Below are 22,531 nucleotides of genomic sequence, written 5' to 3' on the forward strand. Positions count from 1 at the left end.
GCCGGGCACGCGCCTGAGCCCCTGACTGATTGCGCAACGCGGCGGCCCGCAGGCCGAGGAGACCTTTCATGAAAACCAGCGACACTCTTCACGCACACAAGCCTGAACCCAGTCCCTCCAAGGGCCAAGTGGGCGACAGGCCCGACAACGGCTCCCGAAGCAGCCGCGGCGCCGGCCCGAGTTCGGGGGCGCGGCGCGACAACCCGCACAAGCGTTTGCGGCTGACGGGGCACGCGCGCGCCGACTGATGCGTGCACAAGCGGCCAGCACCCATCGAAGAATTCTTACAGCTCCCTGGGTCGCTGTCTCATGGGGCATACCCGCAGGGCACGGCTAAATTGATGTCTGGCTGCCGTTCAGCCAACTTCGCCGATCGACAGATTGACTTTCACATCTTCAACAATCTTCAACAAGGAACACACATGCAAGCATCCAAATTCAAACCCGCTGCCGCAACGGCTGTCGCCCTGGCCGCGCTGCTGGCACTGGGCGCCTGCGGGAAAAAAGTGGACGACACCGGCGCTACGAATTCGACACCGTCGAGCTCCAGCTCTTCAAGTTCGTCCACGCCGTCCAGCCCTTCCACCAGCAGTTCCGCCGGTTCGTCCAGCTCGACCAGTGGTGCAAGCGGTGCCAGCGGTACCAGCCCCACGCCAACTCCGGAGGCCAGCGCGACCGTGTCGAACTCGGGTTCAACAGCGCCGGGCACGCCTGCCAGCGGCGGCACCAAGTAAGTATTGCATCGCTCCTTGTGAGCGAAAAAACGCCACTCGGCAGTGTGCCGGTGGCGTTTTTCTTTGGGGAAACTGAAAGCGGTGAGGGCGGTATGAGCGCTTAACCCTGGGCAACCGGGCGCTGCGGGTCGCTGCACCAGTCGCTCCAGCTTCCGGCATAAAGGCCGGTCCTGCCCAGGCCGGCGATTTCCATCGCGACCAGGTTGGGCACGGCGCTGACGCCGCTGCCGCAGTGATGCACCACTGTGGCCGGGTCGCGCCCGGCCAGCAGCGCTTCAAACTCGGCCTTGAGCTGGGCGGCCGGCTTGAATTTGCCGTCAGGCGCGATGTTCTGGGTGAAGGGCCGGTTGAGCGCGCCGGGGATGTGGCCTGCGACCGGATCCAGCGGCTCGACCTCGCCCTTGAAGCGGGGTGTGGCGCGCGCATCGATGACCGTTTGCGCGGGCCGCCCCAGCTGGCTGAGCACGGTGTCCGCCGATACCAGCGTGGCCCCGGCAGGCGCGAGCTGGAAGCTGGCCTGGAAGTGCGCGGGCTCTTCGCCGCTGTTGACCGCGCCGCCCGCCGCCTGCCAGGCTTGCAGGCCGCCGTCGAGCATGGCGACGTTTTCATGGCCGGCCCATTTGAGCATCCACCACAGGCGCCCGCAGTAGTTGGCGCCGTTGCGGTCGTAAACGACGGCTTGCATGTCGTTGCCGAAACCGACACTGGACAGCCAAGTGGCGAACTTCTCGCGGTTGGGCAGCGGGTGGCGCCCGCCGGACGCGGGCGCGTCGGCGCCGCTGGCGGTGATGATCCCGTGGGCACCCGGCACGCCGTGTTTGGCGCTCAGCGCGGTGTCCAGGTTGGCGTACACGGCGCCGGGAATGTGCGAGGCCAGGTACTGTTCCTGCCCCAGGCCCGGCTTCATGAGGTCGAAGGTGCAATCGAAAATGCGCAGCGGTTTGGCCGATGCCACCAGGGCCTGCAGCTGTTCGGCGGAAATCAGTGTGGTGTAGCTCATGCTTGGCTCCTTCAGGGGGTCATTTTGGGGAGAACCTCAGTGCTCTTCAGCGGGGGCGTTGGGCGCGGCGCGGGCCCGCAGCACCGTGGCGGCGATCGCGCTCACGATGATGAGCGCCATGCCCGCCCAGCCCATCAGGGGAATATTGTCGCCAAACAGGATCAGGCTGTAGAGGGCCGCGAACACAATGCCTGAATACTGCAGGTTGGCCACCATCAGCGTGCCGCCATGGTTTTCCGACATGGAGTAGGCCTTGGTCATGCTCAACTGTCCCAGCGACGCCAGCAGGCCTATCGGAAGAAGCCATATCGCGTGCCGCCAGTTCCACGGAGAAAAGCCCATGAAGAGCATGCCCAGCGCCCCGGCAATGACGGTGCCGACGGCGAAGTAAAACACGGTGCGCGTTTCGGGCTCGCCCATGCGCGCAATCGCCATGACCTGCATGTAGGCGAAGGCGGCGCCCAGGCCCGACATCAGTCCCACCAGCCCGGCAAAGGCCTGGTTCTGGTCTATGGCCGGGCGCAGCAGCATGACCACGCCGGCAAAACTGGCGAGGATGGCCATCACCAAGGGGCCCTGGCTCGAGAACAGGGTCCCCAGGCTGACGGTGCCGCTCTCCGGTGCGCCGCCCTGTGCGGCATTGGCTTTGGGTGGCGTCCACGCCATCAGCGCGCCGCCGACCAGGAAAGCCGCGATCCAGACGCTGCTCATGTAGTTGAGTGTCATGGCGGTGGCCAGCGGCAAATGGGCGATGGCATAAAACCAGGCCGACAGCGACATCACGCCGATCACGCTGCGCCAGGCGTGCATCGCCGGGTAGCGCGTGCGCAGCGTGATGCCCTGGGCGCGCGCATAGGCCGCCATGAAAAGCACGCCGAGCACGCCGCGGTAGAACACCAGCTCGGCGCTGTTGAAGTGTTCGGATGCGTATTTGACGCAAACCCCCATGGTCGCGAACATGAACGAAGAAAAAATCATCCAGACGGCTTGCATGGTGCGGCGGGCTTAATGAGAGGGGAGTGTGGAATGAAAAATGGCTGCGGCCCCACGGGAACGCGGGACTGCAGCCATCATATGCACAAGCACAGTGTCAAATCATCTGTGTGGTTTTGCTGGCGCCCATTTCGCGGCGGTACCACTCGTGAAAGTGCTGCATGCCGTCTTCCATGGGGCTCTGGTAGGGACCGAACTCGTTGTCGCCGCGCTGCAGCAAGGCCTTGCGGCCGGCGTCCATGCGCAGGGCGATTTCGTCGTCTTCCACACAGGTTTCCATGTAGGCGGCCTGCTGCGCCTCGATGAACTCGCGCTCGAAGGCGCAGATTTCTTCAGGGTAGAAGAACTCCACCACGTTGAGCGTCTTGTCCGGTCCCTGCGGATGCAGCGTGCTGACCACCAGCACATGCGGGTACCACTCGACCATCACGTGCGGGTAATAGGTGAGCCAGATCGCGCCGTATTTGGGGGGCACGCCCTGGCGGTATTGCAGCACCACGTCGTGCCATTTTTTGTAGGTGTCGGTGCCCGGCTTGCCCAGTTTGTCGGACACGCCGACCGTCTGCACCGAATAGTCGGCCTCAAGCTGCCAGCGCAGGTCGTCAGTGGTGACGAAGCCGCCCAGCCCGGGGTGGAAGGGGCCGACGTGGTAGTCCTCGAGGTAGACCTCGATGAAGGTCTTCCAGTTGTAGTTGCACTCGTGCAGGTGCACCTTGTCGAGCTGGTAGCCCGAAAAATCCAGGTCGGTGTGGGTGGCCAGCCGCGACATCTCGGCCGCGACGTCGCGGCCGTTGTCCTCGAAAACCAGGCCGTTCCAGGTGGTCGTTTTATAGCGGTTCAGGTTCAGGCAGGGGTCGATCTCGAAGTGCGGCGCGCCTATGAGTTCGCCCGAGGTGTTGTAGGTCCAGCGGTGCAGCGGGCAGACGATATTGCTGCCGGTGTTGCCGCGGCCCTGCAGCATGGTCGACTGCCGGTGCCGGCAGACATTGGAGATCAGCTCTATACCCGAGGCATTGCGCACCAGCGCGCGGCCTTCGCCTTCGTGCGGCAGGGCGTAGTAGTCGCCCAGGTTGGGCACCGCCAGTTCATGGCCCAGGTAGCGCGGCCCGCGCGCGAACAGCTTTTGCTGCTCCCGCTGGTAGAGGCCCGCATCAAAGTAGCTGGAAACGGGGAGCTGGCTGGTGGCCTGCAGGAGGCGAAGGCTGAGATCGGACATGCAAATTTCGGGTGAACATGCCGCCGCGCAGGGCTTGGAGGCAGGTGGCAAACCAGGGAGCAGGCTGGAGGGCAGCCCGCGGGTGAAACAAGGCCGGGTATCCCGCAACGGGGGGCGCCGCTGTTATCGAGAACTGTTATCAATTGTACCCGCGCGGGGTGAATTTGGGGGCTTTGCGCGCCGCCGCCGGATAATGGGAATATTGCATTTGCAACCCTGGATGCCGGGGCGCTGCAATCTGTCCGCAACGGCCTAAAATCAGGCCCTAACCAAAGAACCATGGCCAAAAGCGCTTCATCCTCCGCCTCTTCGTCCACGCCCCCCGCCGCTGCGCTACCGCCCAGCTATGAGGCGGCCCTGCAGGAACTCGAGGAGCTGGTGGACAGCCTGGAGTCCGGCCAGCTTCCGCTGGACCAGTTGCTGACCGGCTACCAGCGCGGCGCGCAGTTGCTGAAGTTTTGCCGCGACAAGCTCGAGGCCGTGGAAACCCAGATCAAGGTGCTGGAAGGCACGGAGCTCAAGCCCTGGGTGCAGGAGTAGCGCGTAAGCCGCTCTTCGTCGCCAGCCAGCTACCCGATCACCCAGACATAACCAGAGATACCGATTGAACGCCCCTGACAAACTGCCCCTGTTTACGCTGAGCGACTGGAGCGCCAGACAGCTTGCCACCGTCGAACAAGCCTTGTCCCGCTGGGTGGCCTGTCCCACCGATTCGCCCGCGCCCGCCGGCCTGGGCGACGCCATGCGTTATGCCGTGCTCGACGGCGGCAAGCGCCTGCGCCCGCTGCTGGTCATGGCCGCCTGCGAAGCCGTGGACGGCAATGCCGAGGCCGCCTTGCGCGCCGCCTGCGCGGTGGAGTTGATTCACGCCTATTCGCTGGTGCACGACGACATGCCCTGCATGGACAACGACGTGCTGCGACGCGGCAAGCCTACGGTGCACGTCAAGTTCGGCCAGGCCCAGGCGCTGCTGGCCGGCGATGCGCTGCAGGCGCTGGCCTTTGAATTTCTCACGCCCGAGGGCGGCGCCGTCGACGCCGCCACACAGGCGCGGCTGTGCCGCATGCTGGCGCAGGCGGCGGGCTTTCAGGGCATGGCCGGCGGCCAGGCCATAGACCTGGCCAGTGTGGGCATGCCTTTGAACTCGCAGCAGCTGCACGAAATGCACCGCCTGAAAACCGGCGCGCTGCTGGAGGCCAGCGTGATGATGGGCGCGGCCTGCGGCGCCGCGACAGCCGCTGCGCAACAGGCCCTGCGCGAGTACGGTGCGGCGGTCGGCCTGGCTTTCCAGGTGGTCGACGACATCCTCGACGTCACCGCCGACTCCGCCACGCTGGGCAAGACCGCCGGCAAGGACGCCGCCCAGGACAAGCCCACCTTTGTTTCGCTGATGGGGCTGGAGGCTTCCAAAGCGTACGCGCAGCAGTTGCTGGCCAAAGCCCTGGCCGGCCTGGATGCCAGCGGGCTGGCCCGCACCGAAGCCTTGCGCGCGCTGGCCGACATGCTGGTCAACCGCCATCACTAAAAAAAATAAAAGGTAAAAGGTAAAAGGTAAAAGGTAAAGGCAGAAGCCAGAAACCAGAAACCAGGGAAGAGGAACCGGCCTCGCCATAACAACGACACCACGATGTACCCATTGCTCGAAACCATCCAAAGCCCCGCCGACCTGCGCGCATTGCCACGCACCGGCCTGAAGACCCTGGCCGATGAGCTGCGCGCCTTCGTGCTCGACAGCGTCTCGCAGACCGGCGGGCACCTCAGCTCCAACCTCGGCACCGTGGAACTCACGGTGGCTTTGCACTACGTTTTCAACACGCCCGAAGACCGCCTGGTGTGGGACGTGGGCCACCAGACCTATCCGCACAAGATATTGACCGGCCGGCGCGAGCGTATGGGCAGCCTGCGCCAGTTCGGCGGGCTGTCGGGTTTTCCGCGCCGCGACGAGAGCGAATACGACACCTTCGGCACCGCGCATTCGTCGACCTCCATCTCCGCCGCGCTGGGCATGGCGCTGGCCGCGCAGCAAAAGGGCGAAGACCGCTATGCGGTGGCCATCATCGGCGACGGCGCCATGAGCGCCGGCATGGCCTTCGAAGCTTTGAACAACGCGGGCGTGCACGACCACTGCAAGCTGCTGGTGGTGCTCAACGACAACGACATGAGCATCAGCCCGCCTGTCGGTGCGCTCAACCGCTACCTGGCCCAGCTCATGAGCGGGCGCTTTTACGCGTCGGCCAAGCATGTGGGCAAGCAGGTGCTGCGTGTGGCGCCGCCGCTGCTCGAGCTGGCCAAGCGCCTGGAGGCGCACGCCAAGGGCATGGTCGTGCCGGCCACGCTGTTCGAAAACTTCGGCTTTAACTACATCGGTCCGATAGACGGCCACGACCTCGAGTCGCTGGTGCCCACGCTGGAAAACATCAAGCACTTGATGGCCAACAACGGCGGCCCGCAGTTTCTGCATGTGGTCACCAAAAAAGGCCAGGGCTACAAGCTCGCCGAGGCCGACCCCATCGCCTACCACGGCCCCGGCAAGTTCGACCCGGCCATGGGCCTGCAAAAGTCCAGCGCGCCGGCCAAGCAGACCTTCACCCAGGTCTTCGGCCAGTGGCTGTGCGACATGGCCGAACACGACGCCCGCCTGGTCGGCATCACGCCGGCCATGCGCGAAGGTTCGGGCATGGTCGAATTCCATAAACGCTTTCCCGGGCGCTACCACGACGTCGGCATCGCCGAGCAGCATGCGGTGACCTTTGCCGCCGGCATGGCCTGCGAAGGCCTCAAGCCCGTGGTCGCGATCTACTCGACCTTCCTGCAGCGCGGCTACGACCAACTGGTCCACGACGTGGCCCTGCAAAACCTTCCCGTGGTGTTCGCGCTGGACCGCGCCGGCCTGGTCGGCGCCGATGGCGCCACGCACGCGGGCGCTTACGATATTCCCTACCTGCGCTGCATTCCCAACATGAGCGTGGCCTGCCCAGCCGATGAACGCGAATGCCGCAAACTCCTGTCGTCGGCCTTCGAGCAGGACCACCCGGTGGCCGTGCGCTACCCGCGCGGCGCCGGCGCCGGCGTTGAAACCGAGGCGAACCTGGAGTCCTTGCCCTTCGGCAAAGGGGAGCTCCGCCGCGAAGGAAGCGGCGTCGCCATCCTGGCCTTCGGCACCTTGCTGTACCCGGCCCTGCAAGCCGCAGAAAAACTCGGCACCACGGTCGTCAACATGCGCTGGGCCAAACCACTGGACACCGAACTGCTGCTCAAGGTCGCGGCCAGCCATGAAGCACTCGTCACGGTGGAAGAGGGCGCCATCATGGGCGGCGCAGGCAGCGCCGTCAGCGAAGCCCTGCAAGCCGCAGGCGTCAACAAACCCGTGCTGCACCTGGGCCTCAAGGACGAGTTCATCGAACACGGCGACCCCGCCAAGCTGCTGGCCTTGCAAGGTCTCGATGCCGCAGGCATCGAAGCGGCCGTCACCGCGCGCTTCGCCGCGTTGCTGACGAACAAGCCCGCCAAGCCGGCGCTCAAGTCCGTCGCCTGAACCACTGGACTCCGCACGCCCTGAAGGTTTTTAAACCAGCAGGGGCCGCGGGACTGGCTTTGCCAGACCGCAGGCGGGCGGCCCCGGAGGGGCTGGAGCCCGCGGCTCCAAGCCTGCCTGCGCAGGCTTGGACGGGCGACAGAGGCGAAGCGTCTCGCGAGCCGCGGCCTGCAAGGCCTCGCGACCCACACGAAGTGGGGGAGCGTGGGGGCGACACCTTCAGCTTGCTGTAAGGTCTTCAAGGGTTTACCCGCCCGGGTGCCGCCACCCTGATTTTTAGAATTCCCCAGGACCTGCGAAAGCACACGTACAAGCACAAGCACAAGCAGTCTGGCCTGCGCATGCGCCGGCCCCAGGGATTTTTATTTTTCACACTTTGGAGTCAAGCTGATGGATCGTCGTTCACTCATCAAGCACGCGGGCGTAGCCGGCGTTCTGGCCGCAGGCGTCGCACCCGCCGTTCATGCGCAGGCCGCCGTTCGCTGGCGCCTGGCCTCCAGCTTTCCCAAGTCGCTGGACACCATCTACGGCGGCGCTGAAACCTTCGCCAAACACGTGAAGGCGATTTCGGGCGGCAAGTTCGAAATCTCCGTGCATGCGGCCGGCGAACTGATGCCCGCCTTCGGCGTGGTCGACGGCGTGCAGCAGGGCTCCATCGAAGCGGCCCACACCGCGCCCTACTACTTCTTCGGCAAGGACGAAACCTTTGCCATCGGCGGCGCGATCCCCTTCGGCCTGAACAGCCGCCAGATGAGCGCCTGGACCTTCGAGGGCAACGGCCTGAAGCTGATGCGCGAGTTCTACGCCAAGTACAACATCATCAGCTTTCCCTGCGGCAACACCGGCGCGCAGATGGGCGGCTGGTTCCGCAAGGAGATCAAATCGCTGGCCGACATGAAGGGCCTGAAGTTCCGCGTCGGCGGTTTTGCCGGCAAGGTCATTGAGCGCCTGGGCGGCGTGCCGCAAAACATTCCCGGCGGCGAGATCTACCAGGCGCTGGAAAAAGGCACGATTGACGCGGCCGAATGGATAGGCCCCTATGACGACCAGAAGCTGGGCTTCAACAAGGTGGCACCCAACTACTATTACCCCGGCTGGTGGGAGGGCGGCCTGCAGCTGGACCTCTACATCAACCAGAAGGCCTACGACGCGCTCACGCCCGAATACAAGGCCATCGTGGAAGTGGCCAGCGCGGCGGCCCACGTCGACATGCAGGCCAAGTACGACACCAAGAACCCCACCGCCCTCAAACAACTGGTGGGTGCAGGCGCCAAGCTGCGCCCCTTCCCGGCGGACCTCATGAACGCGGCCTTCAAGGAGTCCATGAAGCTTTACGAGGAACTGTCGGCCAAGAATGAAAACTGGCGCAAGGTCTACGCCGATTATTCGAAATTCCGCGGCGACCAGAACCTGTGGTTCCGTTTCACCGAAGCCACGTTCGACCGTTTCATGCAAAGCCAGAAACTGTAAGCACGTTGCCCAGGGCTGCTGGCCCGGGTACCTGCCTAGAGCACGCCTGCATGGTTGCAGGCCGTGCCGGAAAAAGCCGCCCCTGGGGCGGCTTTTTTTTGACGTTTTTTTGGCGAAATCTTTGGTGATCTACGGGTAAGAACGGGGTAACTTTCCGAAAAAGAGTGACAAAGTGTCCATGCTCCGCCGGCGCGTTCGGGACGCTGCAACTATTGCAGTACCCGGCCGTGTGGCGGACCCCCTACGGAAAACTTCAATAACTTCAGGAGAGAGTTTATGGATCGTCGCTCACTTATCAAGAATGCCGGTATCGCCGGCGTGCTGGCTGCCGGCGTGGCGCCCGCCGTTCACGCGCAGGCCGCCGTCCGATGGCGCCTGGCATCGAGCTTTCCGAAATCGCTGGACACCATCTTCGGTGCGGCCGAGGTCTTCGCCAAAGCGGTCAAAAACATGTCCGGCGGCAAGTTTGAAATCTCGGTCCATGCGGCCGGCGAACTGATGCCCGCTTTCGGCGTGGTCGACGGCGTGCAGCAGGGCTCCATCGAGGCGGCCCACACCGCCCCTTATTATTTCTTCGGCAAGGACGAATGCTTCGCGCTGGGCTGCGCCATTCCCTTCGGCCTCAACAGCCGCCAGATGAGCGCATGGATGTACGAAGGCAACGGCCTGAAGCTGATGCGCGAGTTCTATGCCAAGTACAACATCGTCAATTTCCCCGGCGGCAACACCGGCGCGCAAATGGGCGGCTGGTACCGCAAGGAAATCAAATCCGTCAAGGACATCAAGGGCCTGAAGATGCGCATCGGCGGCTTTGCCGGCAAGGTGCTTGAGCGCATAGGCGGCGTGCCGCAGAACATTCCCGGCGGGGAAATCTACCAGGCGCTCGAAAAAGGCACCATCGACGCCGCCGAATGGGTGGGCCCGTATGACGACCAGAAGCTGGGCTTCAACAAGGTCGCGCCGTTTTACTACTACCCCGGCTGGTGGGAAGGCGGCCCCGAGCTGGACTTCTTCATCAACAACAAGGCCTTCGAGGCGCTCACGCCCGAGTACAAGGCCATCGTGGAGGCCGCCGCGGCCCAGGCCCACGGCGAAATGCAGGCCAAATACGACGCGAAGAACCCGGCCGCTCTCAAGCAGCTGGTGGGCGCGGGTACCAAGTTGCGGCCTTTCCCCACCGACGTGATGAACGCCGCCTTCAAGGAAGCCATGGCCCTGTATGAGGAGCTCAGCGCGAAGAACGAGAACTGGAAAAAAATCTACGCAGATTATTCCAAGTTCCGCGCCGAGCAGAACCTGTGGTTCCGTTTCACCGAAGCCACTTTCGACCGCTTCATGCAAGCCCAGAAGCTCTGATTCCCGCGGGGCCTTCGCGCCCCGTCAGGAATTTGCAAGCCGCCTCCCAGAGGCGGTTTTTTTATTCTTGAAACAGGTGGATAAAAACGGTGCGATCTCGAAGTAAAAGCTGACAAAATCCCAGTTGGCCTTCGCTTGGGAACGCTGCCTTTACCGGCCGTACCGGCTCGAGAGGTCCGGCGGGCGCCATTCAGGCCCCGCACGTTTGACAAACTTTCAGGAGATAGCATTTTGGATCGTCGCTCCCTTATCAAAAACGCCGGCATTGCCGGCGTTCTCGCTGCTGGCATCGCCCCCGCTGTTCACGCGCAGGCCACCATTCGCTGGCGCCTGGCTTCCAGCTTCCCCAAGCCGCTGGACACCATTTACGGCGGCGCCGAAGTGTTCGCCAAGAAGGTCGGCGAGATGACCGGCGGCAAGTTCCAGATCAGCGTGCATGCAGCCGGTGAACTGATGCCCGCATTCGGCGTGGTCGACGGCGTGGGGCAAGGCTCCGTGGAAATGTGCCACACCGTGCCTTACTACTACTTCGGCAAGAACGAGGCTTTCGCCATCGGCGCGGCCATTCCCTTCGGCATGAACTCGCGCCAGATGTCCGCATGGATGTACGAAGGCAACGGCCGCAAGCTCATGAACGAGTTCTACGCCAAGTACAACCTCGTGAGCTTCCCGGGCGGCAACACCGGCACCCAGATGGGCGGCTGGTTCCGCAAGGAAATCAAGACCGTGGCCGACCTCAAGGGCCTGAAGTTCCGCATCGGCGGCTTTGCCGGCAAGGTGGTTGAGCGTCTTGGCGTGGTTCCGCAGAACCTGCCAGGCGGCGAAATCTACCAGGCGCTCGAAAAGGGCACGCTGGACGCCGCCGAATGGGTCGGCCCTTACGACGACCAGAAGCTGGGCTTCAACAAGGTTGCGCCGTTTTATTACTACCCCGGCTGGTGGGAAGGCGGTCCTGAAGTCGACTTCTTCATCAACAACAAGGCCCTCGAAGCCCTGCCCGCGGAATACAAGGCAATTGTCGAAAGCGCCGCCTCGCACGCGCACATCGACATGCAGGCCAAGTACGACGCCCGCAATCCCACCGCGCTCAAGCAACTGGTGGGCGCCAAGACCAAGATCCTGCCCTTCCCCAAGCCGGTGCTCGACGCTTCGTTCAAGGCCGCGATGGACCTCTACGGCGAGCTGGCCGAGAAGAATCCCGACTGGAAAAAAATCTACAGCGACTACCGCGCTTTCCAGAAGGACCAGATCCTCTGGTTCCGCTTCGCCGAGTCGCGCTTTGACACGTACATGCAAGGCGTAACTCTGTAAGAGTGGCCCACGCAAGAAAAAACCGCGACACGTCGCGGTTTTTTTTCGCCTGAAGCAGACGTCGGAGCTCAGTGCAAGCAGGGTGCCTGCAAGGGGGAGGAGGCTACACGAAGTGAGCCTCAACGGGGGGCTACCTGATGCTACGGAAAGTCTTTAATTCGCTGACCAGCCGCTCAAACTCAGCCACCATTTCAGGCGAGGCGGCATAAAACACCGCGAACTTGCCCATCAGCGTGCGCACGTACAGGCGCGGGGCGATCAGCCATTCCAGGCCGCGCACGCGGATCAGCTTGCCGTAGGCCAGCTCGCGCAGCTCCATGTGCTTGTCCCAGACCCAGCTTTGGTGCAGGCCTTGTTCGTCTATGCGCGTGACGCTGCGCAGGATGTGCCACCAGGTGTAGCTCACCAGCAGCAGGCCGGCGATGAACCAGCCGCCGGCGGCGGACGCGCCCGAGGCCCTGCCGGCCAGCCAGGCCTGCACAAAGGCCGCGGCCAGGACCAGCACGATGACAGTCGCCAGGATTTTGAACGTTACGGAAAACGCCTGCCCCGAAATGCTCCCGCCTTTTGGCGTGAACTTGAAGGGCGGCGGGCCGAAATAGGGAGTGGGTGCGGGAGTGGGGTCCATGGACGGCTCGGGGTAGGGGTGGGTGACGGTATGAAGGAGCATGAGGGGCCAATAAAAACGCCCCTTGGGGAAGGGGCGCTTGTACCGGCCGGCAATATGGCCGTTGGCTTATTTGGTCTTGAACAGCTCGTCGACCTTTTTCTGCTCTTCATCGGCGGTCGGCTCGGCCGGTGGCGCCAGGGGGTCGGTGCCTGCCGCGCCGCTGGCCGCGCCCGCGGGTGGGGTGACGCTGTCGTCGACCGGGACTTCGATCTTGACCTTGTCCAGGTCAATCACCTGGGGCTTGTCGAGGAAGATGGTTACCGTCTGCGGCACGAAGATCACGATCGTCACCAGCAGCAGCTGCATCGCCACCCAGGGGATCGCACCCAGGTAGATGTCGTTGGACTTGATCGGTTTGGGAATGCGGCCTTCCTTGAACAGCGTGTCGGCGATGCCGCGCAGGTAGAACAGCGCGAAGCCGAAGGGCGGGTGCATGAAGCTGGTCTGCATGTTCACGCACAGCAGCACGCCGAACCAGATCAGGTCAATGCCCAGCTTGTCGGCGACGGGGCCCAGCATGGGCAGGATGATGAAGGCGATCTCGAAGAAGTCGAGGAAGAAAGCCAGGAAGAAGATGAAGACATTGACGGCGATCAGGAAGCCGGTCTGGCCGCCCGGCAGGCCGGTGAGCATGTGCTCCACCCATTTGGCGCCGTCCACACCCTGGAACACCATGGAGAACACGCGTGCGCCAATCAGGATGAACACCACCATGGCCGTCAGGCGCATGGTGCCCATCATGGCTTCCCACGTCAGCGCGCGGGTCAGGCGCTTGTGCATGGCGGCCAGCACCAGCGCACCCACCACGCCCATGGCACCGGCTTCGGTCGGCGTGGCGATCGCGGTGTCGATGCCGGGCAAGCCGCCCATGGAGCCCAGCACCGCGAAGATCAGGATGGCCGAGGGGATGATGCCGCGCAGGCATTTGGCCCACAGCGCCCAGCCGTTGAGCGTACGGGCGGTTTTGGGAACGCCGGGCACGTGGTGCGGCTTGAATACGCCGAGCGCGAAGGTGTAGCCGGCGAAAATCAGCACCTGCAGGATGGAGGGGCCCCAGGCGCCCTTGTACATGTCGCCCACGGAGCGGCCCAGCTGGTCGGCCATGACGATCAGCACCAGCGACGGCGGCACCAGCTGCGTGATGGTGCCTGAGGCCGCCAGCACGCCGGTGGCGTAGCGCATGTTGTAGCCGTAGCGGATCATCACGGGCAGAGAGATCATCGCCATGGCGATCACCTGGCCGGCCACCGTGCCGGTGATGGCGCCCAGGATGAAGCCGACGATGATGACCGAGTAGCCCAGGCCGCCCTTGGCCGGGCCGAACAGCTGGCCCATGGAGTCCAGCATGTCCTCAGCCAGCCCGCACTTCTCAAGGATGGCGCCCATGAAGGTGAAGAAGGGAATCGCCAGCAGCAGATCGTTCGACAAAATGCCGAACATATTGAGCGGCAGGTTGGACATGAAGCTGGCCGGGAACCAGCCCATCTCGATGGCCAGGAAACCGGAAGCCAGCCCGAGGGCTGCCAGAGAGAAAGCGACGGGGAAGCCGATCAGCATGATCAGCACAAGGCCCGCGAACATGATCGGGGCGAAATTTTCCATCTGCATGGGGTAGTCCTGAAAGTGTTTTTATGGGATTGAGCGATGCAAACGGATCACTGAACCGGCTTTTCGTAGTGCGTGTCCATCTCGAACTTGCCCTGGAGATAGCAGATACGCTTGATGATTTCCGAGATGCCCTGCACGAACATCAGGCCGAAGCCCAGCGGCAGCAACAGCATCGCGGGCCAGCGGATCAGGCCGCCCGCGTTGCCCGAAACCTCGCCGGAACGCAGCATGCCCATGAACAGCGGCCAGCTCAGGTAGGCCATCAGGCCCATCACCGGCAGCAGGAAGAAAGCCAGGCCGAAAATGTCCACATAGACCGGCCCCTTGCCCTTGAGCTTGCCGTAGATGATGTCGACCCGCACATGCTCGTTGAGCTTGAGCACGACGGGCGCGCCCAGCATCACGGTGGCGGCGAACAGATACCACTGGATTTCCAGCCAGCCGTTGGAACTGATGTCCAGGCCGTAGCGTACAAAGGCGTTGCCGGCCGAGATCAGTGCGGCAAACAACACCGTCCAGGCGGCGATCTTGCCCAGCCGCGTGGTCAGCCAGTCATAGGCCAGTGCGAGTTTGAGGAGTGCGGACACGGGGGATGTCTCCGATCAGTTTTTTTGAATGAGAAAGTACCCACCGGGTACGCCGAGGCATGAATGGTACGACGGATGCCCGCCGCCGCACTGAATAAAGACTGACAAAAAATTTCCGGGTTTACCCTAGGGATATTGGGCTTGTGGCACGCAAGCTTCCACTTCCCTTTCACATTCCTTCGGCTTTCTCACCGCTCGCCTTCTTTCCGCCTCATTTTTCAGCAGGCGGCCGGGCTTCAGCAGACAACCAGGCCCTTGCCCGCCACAACTTCCCCCACCACCGCCGCCTGCGCAAAACCCTGGTCCCGGAAGATCGCCAGCACCTGGTCCACGCTGTCCGCGCTGCAGGACACCAGCAGGCCGCCGGACGTCTGCGGATCGCTCAGCAAGGCCTTGTCGACCTCGCTGAAGCCGGCCGGCAGGCTCACCTCGGCGCCATAGCTGGCCCAGTTGCGCCCTGAAGCGCCCGTCACGCAGCCTTGGGCCGCAAGTTCGCGTGTGCCTGCGATCACCGGGACGCGCTGCCAGTCGATGCGGATTTGCAGGCCGGCGCCGCGCGCCAGCTCCAGCCCGTGGCCGGCCAGGCCGAAACCGGTGACGTCGGTCAGCGCGTGCACACCTTCCATGCGCGCCAGTTCAATGCCGGGTTTGTTGAGCTGTGTGGTGAGTGCAACCATGCGGGCGTAGCCCTCGGCGTCCAGCTTTTCTTTTTTCAGCGCCGCCGAGAGAATGCCCACGCCCAAGGGCTTGCCGAGCACCAGCACATCGCCGGCGCGCGCGCCTGAATTTTTCTTGACGCGGGACGGGTGCACCAGGCCCATCACCACCAGCCCGTAAATCGGCTCGACCGAGTCGATGGTGTGGCCGCCCGCGATGGGGATGCCCGCCTCGCGGCAGGCGTCCTGCCCGCCGCGCAGGATGGCGCCTATGGTCTCCAGCGGCAGCACGTTGACGGGCATGCCCACCAGCCCCAGCGCCATGATGGGCGTGCCGCCCATGGCGTAGACGTCGCTGATCGCATTGGTCGCGGCGATGCGGCCGAAGTCGTAGGGGTCATCCACGATGGGCATGAAGAAGTCGGTGGTGGCGATCAGCGCCTGCTCATCGTTGAGCTGGTACACGGCCGCGTCGTCCGCGGTCTCTATGCCCACCAGCAATTGCGGCGGAATGTTCAGGCCCGGCAGGTTGCCGGAATTTTTCAGGATTTCACTGAGCACGCCCGGCGCGATCTTGCAGCCGCAGCCGCCGCCGTGCGAGAGGCTGGTGAGCCGCGGGGCGGCGAGTGGTTTGGGCGTGTCTGGCTGGGTCATGGGGCAACTTTCGGATCTTGGCGCGCAGGCGCATCGCATTCGGATGCATGGCGCAAGTGCGTCAAGTTTATGACAGCCGGTGTACGCACTGCTTGCACCGCAATCCATTCGCGCGCCATTTTTTCGGCGCAGCGCAAGGGTAATTTTCACGAGCGCTTTCTGTAATTGCCTGTAATCGCTTTGGCCGGGTGCCTTCCCTAGAGTTGCTACATCGAAACGCGAAGGCCTCACGGCCGAGCGGACCAGCCACCAAGGGATGCACCATGGATATCAAACTGCGATTCGTCAACAAGTCCAACGACGGCAACAAGTCCGAGGTGCTGATCTACCAGAAGAATGTGTTGACCACCATGGCTTCGCTGTCCGTGGCCTGGAAGGTGATCCGCTATTGCGGGCGCGATTGCACGCATCCCTTTGTTTATCCCGACGGTTACGAGGTGTCCGTCACCGACGAGTACGGCAACTTCACGCCGCGCCTGCCGGCCAAGAACGGCCAGATGCTGACGCTGGTGGCGACTCCCACCGGCAGCCGCCGCTTGCTCTACACCGGCCCGGCCAGCGCATCAACCGAGCTGGACGTGGTCAACGGCATGAGCCAGGGCGCGGTCGATATCTGCATCTTCAAGGACGGGCGCATGGTCGGCGCGAAGACTTCGGTGGTGCCTGGGCAGAAGGCGGTCTTCCAGTACCAGCCCGCACTGTGGATAGGCGTGTGCTCCGAGGTTGTGCAGGGGCAGCCGATCAATTCCGCCGTGATGTCGGAAATCAATACCGAGCTCTCGCTGATCGGCATCGCGAGAGCCGACATCGTGATGAGCGGCGGCGGCCCCGGCGAGGGCGCGACCGCCTATCAATTCAATCTCGAAAACATCGTCCAGGCCTGAGGGCGACCGCCAGGACTGGACACGCTGGGTTCGCCGCCGTGGCAGCAGGGCAACGATGGCAAACGGGCAACGCATGGTGCGCTGCCATTTTTTAATCAACCGGAGAAAACCATGGATATTGCACTTAATTTCATCAACAACTCGAATGACGCGAACAATTCGGAGATCGTGATTTTCCAGAAGAACGTCGCGACCAACTTCGACGAGCTCGCGGTGGCCTGGCAGGTCATCCGCTATTGCGGCCAGGGTGACAACCATCCCTTCACCTTCCCCATGACCATGCAGGTCGGCGCCAGCGACAGCTACGGCAACTACACGCCGCAGCTCGACGCCCAGAACGGCCAGCTGTTCCAGATGGCGCTGACCACCTCGGGCGACCGCCTGGTGCCCGCGGGCGCCGGCACCAGCTCCAAGGAAGTGCAGGTGCTCAACAGCCTGCCCAAGGGCGCCATCAACGCCAGCATCTACAAGTCCGGCAAGCTGCTGGCGATCAAGACCTCGATCGCGCCGCAGCAAAAAGCGGTGTTCGAGTTCAAGCCCACCATCTGGATCGGCGTGGCCTCGCAGATCGTGCAGGGCCAGGTGATGGACTCCGCGATCATCTCCAACATCAACACCGAGCTGTCGCTGCTGGGCATCCTGAGCGCCGACATCGTCATGACCGGCGGCGGCCCCGGCGCCAATTCGACGCCTTTCGCCTTCAACCTCGAAAACATCGTGATGTGCTAAAGCCGCTTCGCCGGCGCGCGGCCCCCGGGGCCCGCGCTGGTGATGCAGGCCGTATGCCGCACCCACAGGAGCCCCCGCGTGAACGAAATGGTCAAAAGAAGCTGGTCGGCCATGGATGGCTGCCTGGTCTTCGATTTCACCATCAACCGCGAGCCGGGGGACGACATCCCGTCCATTGCCAGCGTGGCTTGCAAATCCGGCCCGGCCGAGAGCCAGCTGGTCACCATCACGCGGCTGTGGCCCAGCAAGCCCTTTGAGTTCAGGTTCCGCTCGGGCTGCTACGTCACGGGCTACCTGCAGCAAAAAACACCGGTTCACATCAACGGCGTGACCAACACCGCCATCTTTGCCGACATCCACTACGGCATGAGAGGGCAAAGCGACGACCACCATTTTGAAGGCATCATGGTGGCGTGCCCCACGCGCGGCCCGGTGCCGCCGCCCGGCCCGCCCTGGCCGCCGGGCCCGCCGCCCATAGAGCCGGATTTGCCCGTAGACCCGGTCGAGCCCCTTCCCATCGTCACCACCCATCCTGACGAGCTGTTTCCCTATGTCTATGTGCGGCGCTGGCCCAAGGTGAGCGCCGCCGACCTGCTTGACGGTTTCGTCAGCTACACCGCCGCCAGCCCGCCTTCAAGCGGCTTCTTCGGCGACCTGGTGAGCGCGCGCAACCAGCCGCAGGGCGCGCGCCAGGCCGCGCAGCAGCTGGCCGTGGAATTCATCGACGGCAGCATCTATCCGGGAGACTTCATCGCCGACATGGACAGCCTCGCCGGCCCCGTCAGCCAATTCCCGGAAGCCTTTATGCGCCTGCCCAGGCTGGAAGACGCGCCGACGGCCTGGCTGGCCAGGGCCTGCGAGCAGGTCACGCGGCTGCTGTCGCGCTACGCGCTGGACTGGAACTATTTCGACACCGCCGCTTATGCCCAGGCGCTGGACCGCGTCTGGCAAAGCTATTTCGCGTTGGTGATCACCCTGGGTTACGACACCGCGCTGCTCGATGAGTTGACCCGCGCGCTGCTGATGGCGCACTTGGTGGAGGTCGCGCTGCAGCCCTTCGAGAGCCTCACGCAGGCCGGCGCTGCCGCCACCACCGCCGCCGGCGAAACGCCCGCAACAGCGCCGATGGTTCCGGAGCAGACTTTGCTGACGACGCGGCAGATCAATGCACTGCTGCATGCCACGCCCGTGCTGAGCGCGCAGGTGTTTCCGCTGCCTCCGGCGCAGGCCGCCGCCGCGACCTCACCGCCCCCGGGGCTTGCGGGCTGGATAGAGCCCTACGCCATAGGCGACCTGCAGATGGTGCGCCAGCGCCTGTTGCGTTACCAGTGCGGCGAGATCGCGCGCATCGAAAACGTGATGCGCGGCGAGCGCCGCGAGGTGACCCACAAACGCACCCACCGCCAGCTCGACGAGCTGCGCCAAAGCAGCGGCGAAAAGCAGCTGCTGCAGAACGACGACGCCGATGAACGCAGCAACCTGCAGGAGGAGGCGCGCAAAACCGTGGCCGGGGTGGTGGAGACCAACCAGTACAACAATTTCACCAGCAGCTACGGCCCGCCCACCCAGGCCACGCTGGACGGCTCCTGGAGCAAGACCGTGCAGCCCGGGGCCACGCCGGGGCTGGACGACACCACGCGTTTCGCGCGCGACATCCTGAGCAAGACCGTCAACCGCATCAGCCGCAGCGTCAGCCTCACGCGCTCGAGCAGCACCATGAGCCAGACCGAGGACTCGGTGGTGAGCCTGGTCGACAACACGGCCGGCACGCACAGCCTGCGCGGCGTCTACCGATGGCTCAACAAGGTGTACGAAGCCTGCGTCGTCAACTACGGCCAGCGGCTGATGATGGAATTCATGGTGTGCAAACCTGCCGCCGCTTTCATCGCGGGCGAGCAGGCCGCGGCCGGGCACGACTTCGTCAAGCCGCTGCCGCCGCTGCGGCTGCATATCGCCACCTTCAAGGACATCCAGCCGGGCAATTACGCCGGCCTGGGTGCTTACTACGGTGTGCTGGACCTGGAGCCGCCGCCGCTGGCGCAGCGCTTCGCTTCAGCGACATTGCGCGACGGCGAGGAAAAGCAGATCGCCATTCCCGCGGGCTATGGCGCCACCAAGGCCTTTGTCGGTTACGTGAGCGCGCCCACCGGCCTGCCGGCGCCCGTGGTGCTGGTGGGGCGGCAGACCGTCACGGCCTCCGGCAGCCCGGACGGCATGGCGCTGTTCGGCGAGGACGACAGCGTGCCGGTGTCCGTGCTCGATTACCCGCCCAGCCTGTCACCGCCCACCGATCCGCAGGTGCAGGTCAACATCGAGATCCAGTGCGCGCCTTCGGATCGGTGCATGGACGAGTGGCGCATCGGTATTTACGCCGCCGTCATGCGCGCCTACCAGGAGCGCCTGGCCGCCTACAACCTGCGCGTCGAGGGCGGCCCGCAAGGCCGTGCGGCCACCCGGTCGCCGCTGGCGAACCGGCAGATCGAGCAGCGCGAACTCAGGAACGCCTGCCTGCGCCTGCTGCTGGAGCGCATGCTCACGCTGACCGGCATGGGCGCCCAGGGCTATGCGCTGTCGCCGCCGTCCGAATTTGCCGTCTACGAGCCGCGCTACCTGCAGTTCTTCGACGAGGTGCTGGAGTGGAACGAAATGGTTTACAGCTTCTACGCCGGCCCCGGCCCGGGTTCCGGCGCTGTGGGCGGCGTGGAGCTGGGCAGCCTGGCCGCTGACGACGACGCCCTGTTCTCGAGCTTCCTGCAGGCCGACCAGGCACGCGTGCTTTTGCCGGTGCAGCCCGCGCATGTGATGGCGTTTTTGTATTTCTATTCGTCGGGCATGCTGTGGGCCTCAAGCGACCGGCTGGCACCGGCCAATCCCGTGGATGTCCCGCTGGTCAACGACCTCAAGCAGTCCGGGCCCGAGCGCCATCCAGTCCGCCCCATAGGCCCATGCTGGGAAGTGCTGGTGCCCACGGCCATGCAGGTGCTCGACGAGCCCGGCGCCTGCGTGGCGCCTGGTGTGGCCATAGGGAATGTGGGGAGTGAACTTCCATGATGGCGCCGGGCATGAACATGCCGTACTTCGTGCGCCCGGGCTTTGGCGAGCTACCGGTCGGCTCGGTGACGGCTTTTGCCGGCACACTGGGCGCGCCGGACAGCGCCGGCGCGGCCACCACGGTGACACCTGAGAACTATGTCACCAACCCGCTGGAAGCCTGGGGCTGGATGTACTGCGACGGCCGCACACTGCCCACCTATGACTATCCCGAGCTCTTCGCGGTGCTGGGCTATGTCTACGGCGGCAGCGGCAACCAGTTCCTGATTCCCGATTACCGCGGGTATTTCCTGCGCGGCATCGGCACGGGCACCAACAACGATCCCGACATCGGCGCGCGCAATGCCGCCGACGGCCAGGGGCAGGGCAGCGGTGTGGGCTCCACCCAGTCTTTCGCCATGCAAACCCATGCGCATGACTACGACAGCGCGCCCGCGCCGGCAACCCCCTCTTCAAGCGGCTCGGCGGCCGGCGCGACCACGAGCACCGCCACGCCGACCACCCCGCCGGTCGCAGGCCAGAAGCAGCCCACCCCGGTCCAGGTGAGCCAGTACGAAACGCGGCCGATCAACGTGTACGTGAACCACATCATCAAGTTCACCTACGGTTTGACGCCGTTCATCCGGTGACCGGCACGTAACCGCAATTGACCCACCGAGCATTTTTACCAGGAGAAACAGCATGGCTTACAACAACGTTCGATTCATAGGCTACGTGATTGACACCGCGCCCGAGCTGAATCCCGACGGGTCCAAAACCTACCTCGGGCTGGACAATCCGGAACTCGACCTCGAGGCGCGCTGCGCGCTGATGTTCCGCGCCATGGACGCGGCCTACGATGTGCTGCAGCAGTCCGCGTCGCCTCCCTCGTCGCCGCCCGTGCCCAGCGACACCCTCAATGTCTTCATGGCGCCCGAGTTCTTTTTTCGGGGCTCCACGGGCGCCTACCAGATGGACGATGTGCAGCGGATCATCACCAAGCTGCAAAGCTACGCCGCCCTTGCGGACTGGGGCGACTGGATGTTCGTCTTCGGCACCATCCTGGGCGTGTCCTCGCCCACGCTCAAGACGCCGCCCTACGACATCGATCCGCTGGCCAACAAGGAGGTCTACAACTTCGCGCTGGTGCAGCAGGGCGGGGTGGCCACGCGGGGCGATGCAGGCGCGGTGGTGGTGATGAAGGAGCTCATGTCCGGTGTCGACTTCCTGGCCACCGCGGCCAGCCCCAACAGCCTGCTGCTCGGCGAGGTCGACCACCTGGCGCCCTCGACCACGGGCGGCCCCGGGCGCGAGCAGCAGGTGCTCAACTACGACGGGGCGGGCGTGTTCTCGCTGGCCGGCATCACCTGGGGGCTGGAGGTCTGCCTGGACCACCGCGGCACCGTGCGCCGCCTGCAGAAATCGCCGCAGCTGCCGGGCGAAAACCTGATCCAGCTGCAACTGGTGCCGTCCTGCGGCATGGGTGTGGAAGCGCCCAGCGTGGTCACGCAGTTCGGCGGCTATGTGTTCAACTGCGACGGCTCCGGCGCCGCGCGCCATTCGACGCTGGCCGAGCAGGTGCCGCCGCTGGCTGATGTGCCGATGTCTTCCAGCACGCCGGTCGGCGACACCAACCTGCCGCTGAACAACGGAACGACGGTGCCCGTCGACGACCTCTACGCGAACGGGGCCGGCGTGATCAACATCTACCCCGTGCGCGCCCTGCCGGCGCAGCAGACCGTTCCGGGCAGCACCGTGCGGCTCTTCTGGCAGGCCAGCACCGACTACCAGTTCGTCTTCCTGCTGGTCTACGATGACAACGGCAAGTACGTGACCATGGTCTGCGAACCGCGCAGCAAGAAGACCAACTTCTACGGCAACAACTATTACCTGCCGCTGTCGCTGCAGACGCAGGATTCGCTCAAGCAGGACGTGAGCATCCAGATGCACCTGGCCGCCGGCAGCAGTCCCTACGCCGGCGCCGTCTGGTGCAAGATCAACGTGCCGGGTTTTGTCTTCGAGGGCAATGCCTTCGAGTTCAGCGCCACCACGTCCGGCCCGGCGCCGACGACGGTCTGGTGAGCGGCGAGCGGGACCG

Annotated in this window: 20 protein-coding genes; 13 read left to right on the top strand and 7 right to left on the bottom strand. The window is 64.2% G+C overall.

Features of this window, described 5'->3' with window-relative positions; genetic code table 11:
- Positions 1-68: 68 nt before the first annotated feature.
- Together AC1DXS_RS03960 and AC1DXS_RS03965 are read left to right on the top strand one after the other, a co-directional pair.
- A complete protein-coding gene (locus AC1DXS_RS03960; RefSeq protein WP_477736276.1) occupies positions 69-248 on the top strand; it encodes a hypothetical protein in 180 nt (59 codons plus the stop codon).
- A gap of 174 nt (positions 249-422) precedes the next feature.
- Positions 423-734, top strand: a complete 312-nt coding sequence (locus AC1DXS_RS03965; protein WP_477736277.1) for a hypothetical protein — start codon at positions 423-425, stop codon at positions 732-734.
- Between the two features lie 100 nt (positions 735-834).
- On the opposite strand, the gene AC1DXS_RS03970 is transcribed toward AC1DXS_RS03965, so the two are convergent.
- The 3 genes from AC1DXS_RS03970 to AC1DXS_RS03980 form a co-directional block, all read right to left on the bottom strand.
- Positions 835-1,734, bottom strand: a complete 900-nt coding sequence (locus tag AC1DXS_RS03970) for a sulfurtransferase (protein ID WP_477736278.1) — start codon at positions 1,732-1,734, stop codon at positions 835-837.
- Between the two features lie 36 nt (positions 1,735-1,770).
- A complete protein-coding gene (locus tag AC1DXS_RS03975; RefSeq protein ID WP_477736279.1) occupies positions 1,771-2,727 on the bottom strand; it encodes a DMT family transporter in 957 nt (318 codons plus the stop codon).
- Between the two features lie 97 nt (positions 2,728-2,824).
- Entirely contained in the window at positions 2,825-3,943 is a 1,119-nt protein-coding gene (locus AC1DXS_RS03980) for an aromatic ring-hydroxylating oxygenase subunit alpha (protein WP_477736280.1), read from the bottom strand.
- Positions 3,944-4,222: 279 nt separating this feature from the next.
- On the opposite strand from AC1DXS_RS03980, the gene AC1DXS_RS03985 reads away from it, so the two are divergent.
- The 6 genes from AC1DXS_RS03985 to AC1DXS_RS04010 all read left to right on the top strand — a co-directional run bounded on the left by AC1DXS_RS03985 (position 4,223) and on the right by AC1DXS_RS04010 (position 11,615).
- Positions 4,223-4,483, top strand: coding sequence for an exodeoxyribonuclease VII small subunit (locus AC1DXS_RS03985; RefSeq protein ID WP_477736281.1), 261 nt, complete (start codon positions 4,223-4,225; stop codon positions 4,481-4,483).
- Between the two features lie 64 nt (positions 4,484-4,547).
- Positions 4,548-5,468, top strand: a complete 921-nt coding sequence (locus tag AC1DXS_RS03990; protein WP_477736282.1) for a polyprenyl synthetase family protein — start codon at positions 4,548-4,550, stop codon at positions 5,466-5,468.
- Positions 5,469-5,570: 102 nt separating this feature from the next.
- Complete coding sequence (gene dxs, locus AC1DXS_RS03995) at positions 5,571-7,478, top strand: 1-deoxy-D-xylulose-5-phosphate synthase (protein ID WP_477736283.1); 1,908 nt, start codon at positions 5,571-5,573, stop codon at positions 7,476-7,478.
- Positions 7,479-7,868: 390 nt separating this feature from the next.
- The gene (locus AC1DXS_RS04000) at positions 7,869-8,948 is read left to right on the top strand and encodes a TRAP transporter substrate-binding protein (RefSeq protein ID WP_477736284.1); all 1,080 of its coding nucleotides are present in this window, start codon (positions 7,869-7,871) and stop codon (positions 8,946-8,948) included.
- 276 nt (positions 8,949-9,224) lie between these two features.
- Positions 9,225-10,304 (top strand): TRAP transporter substrate-binding protein, encoded by a 1,080-nt coding sequence (locus AC1DXS_RS04005; protein WP_477736285.1) that lies wholly within the window; start codon positions 9,225-9,227, stop codon positions 10,302-10,304.
- Positions 10,305-10,535: 231 nt separating this feature from the next.
- On the top strand, positions 10,536-11,615 hold the full coding sequence (locus AC1DXS_RS04010) for a TRAP transporter substrate-binding protein (protein WP_477736286.1): 1,080 nt from the start codon (positions 10,536-10,538) through the stop codon (positions 11,613-11,615).
- Positions 11,616-11,745: 130 nt separating this feature from the next.
- On the opposite strand, the gene AC1DXS_RS04015 is transcribed toward AC1DXS_RS04010, so the two are convergent.
- The 4 genes from AC1DXS_RS04015 to selD form a co-directional block, all read right to left on the bottom strand.
- Complete coding sequence (locus tag AC1DXS_RS04015) at positions 11,746-12,285, bottom strand: hypothetical protein (RefSeq protein ID WP_477736287.1); 540 nt, start codon at positions 12,283-12,285, stop codon at positions 11,746-11,748.
- 66 nt (positions 12,286-12,351) lie between these two features.
- A complete protein-coding gene (locus AC1DXS_RS04020) occupies positions 12,352-13,893 on the bottom strand; it encodes a TRAP transporter large permease (protein WP_477736288.1) in 1,542 nt (513 codons plus the stop codon).
- Positions 13,894-13,940: 47 nt separating this feature from the next.
- Positions 13,941-14,480, bottom strand: coding sequence for a TRAP transporter small permease subunit (locus AC1DXS_RS04025; RefSeq protein WP_477736289.1), 540 nt, complete (start codon positions 14,478-14,480; stop codon positions 13,941-13,943).
- Positions 14,481-14,716: 236 nt separating this feature from the next.
- Positions 14,717-15,790 (bottom strand): selenide, water dikinase SelD, encoded by a 1,074-nt coding sequence (gene selD / locus AC1DXS_RS04030; RefSeq protein WP_477736290.1) that lies wholly within the window; start codon positions 15,788-15,790, stop codon positions 14,717-14,719.
- Positions 15,791-16,053: 263 nt separating this feature from the next.
- On the opposite strand from selD, the gene AC1DXS_RS04035 reads away from it, so the two are divergent.
- The 5 genes from AC1DXS_RS04035 (at position 16,054) to AC1DXS_RS04055 (ending at position 22,515) form a co-directional block, all read left to right on the top strand.
- Positions 16,054-16,674, top strand: coding sequence for a hypothetical protein (locus AC1DXS_RS04035; protein ID WP_477736291.1), 621 nt, complete (start codon positions 16,054-16,056; stop codon positions 16,672-16,674).
- 111 nt (positions 16,675-16,785) lie between these two features.
- Positions 16,786-17,403: a hypothetical protein gene (locus AC1DXS_RS04040; protein ID WP_477736292.1), complete on the top strand. Its 618-nt coding sequence runs from the start codon at positions 16,786-16,788 to the stop codon at positions 17,401-17,403.
- Between the two features lie 87 nt (positions 17,404-17,490).
- Complete coding sequence (locus AC1DXS_RS04045; protein ID WP_477736308.1) at positions 17,491-20,454, top strand: hypothetical protein; 2,964 nt, start codon at positions 17,491-17,493, stop codon at positions 20,452-20,454.
- An 11-nt stretch (positions 20,455-20,465) separates the two neighbouring features.
- Positions 20,466-21,083 carry a phage tail protein gene (locus AC1DXS_RS04050; RefSeq protein WP_477736293.1) on the top strand — a complete coding sequence of 206 codons (618 nt, stop codon included), beginning with the start codon at positions 20,466-20,468 and terminating at the stop codon, positions 21,081-21,083.
- A 52-nt stretch (positions 21,084-21,135) separates the two neighbouring features.
- Entirely contained in the window at positions 21,136-22,515 is a 1,380-nt protein-coding gene (locus AC1DXS_RS04055) for a hypothetical protein (RefSeq protein ID WP_477736294.1), read from the top strand.
- Positions 22,516-22,531 lie beyond the last annotated feature (16 nt).

The organism is Polaromonas sp. P3_B1, assembly GCF_056402935.1.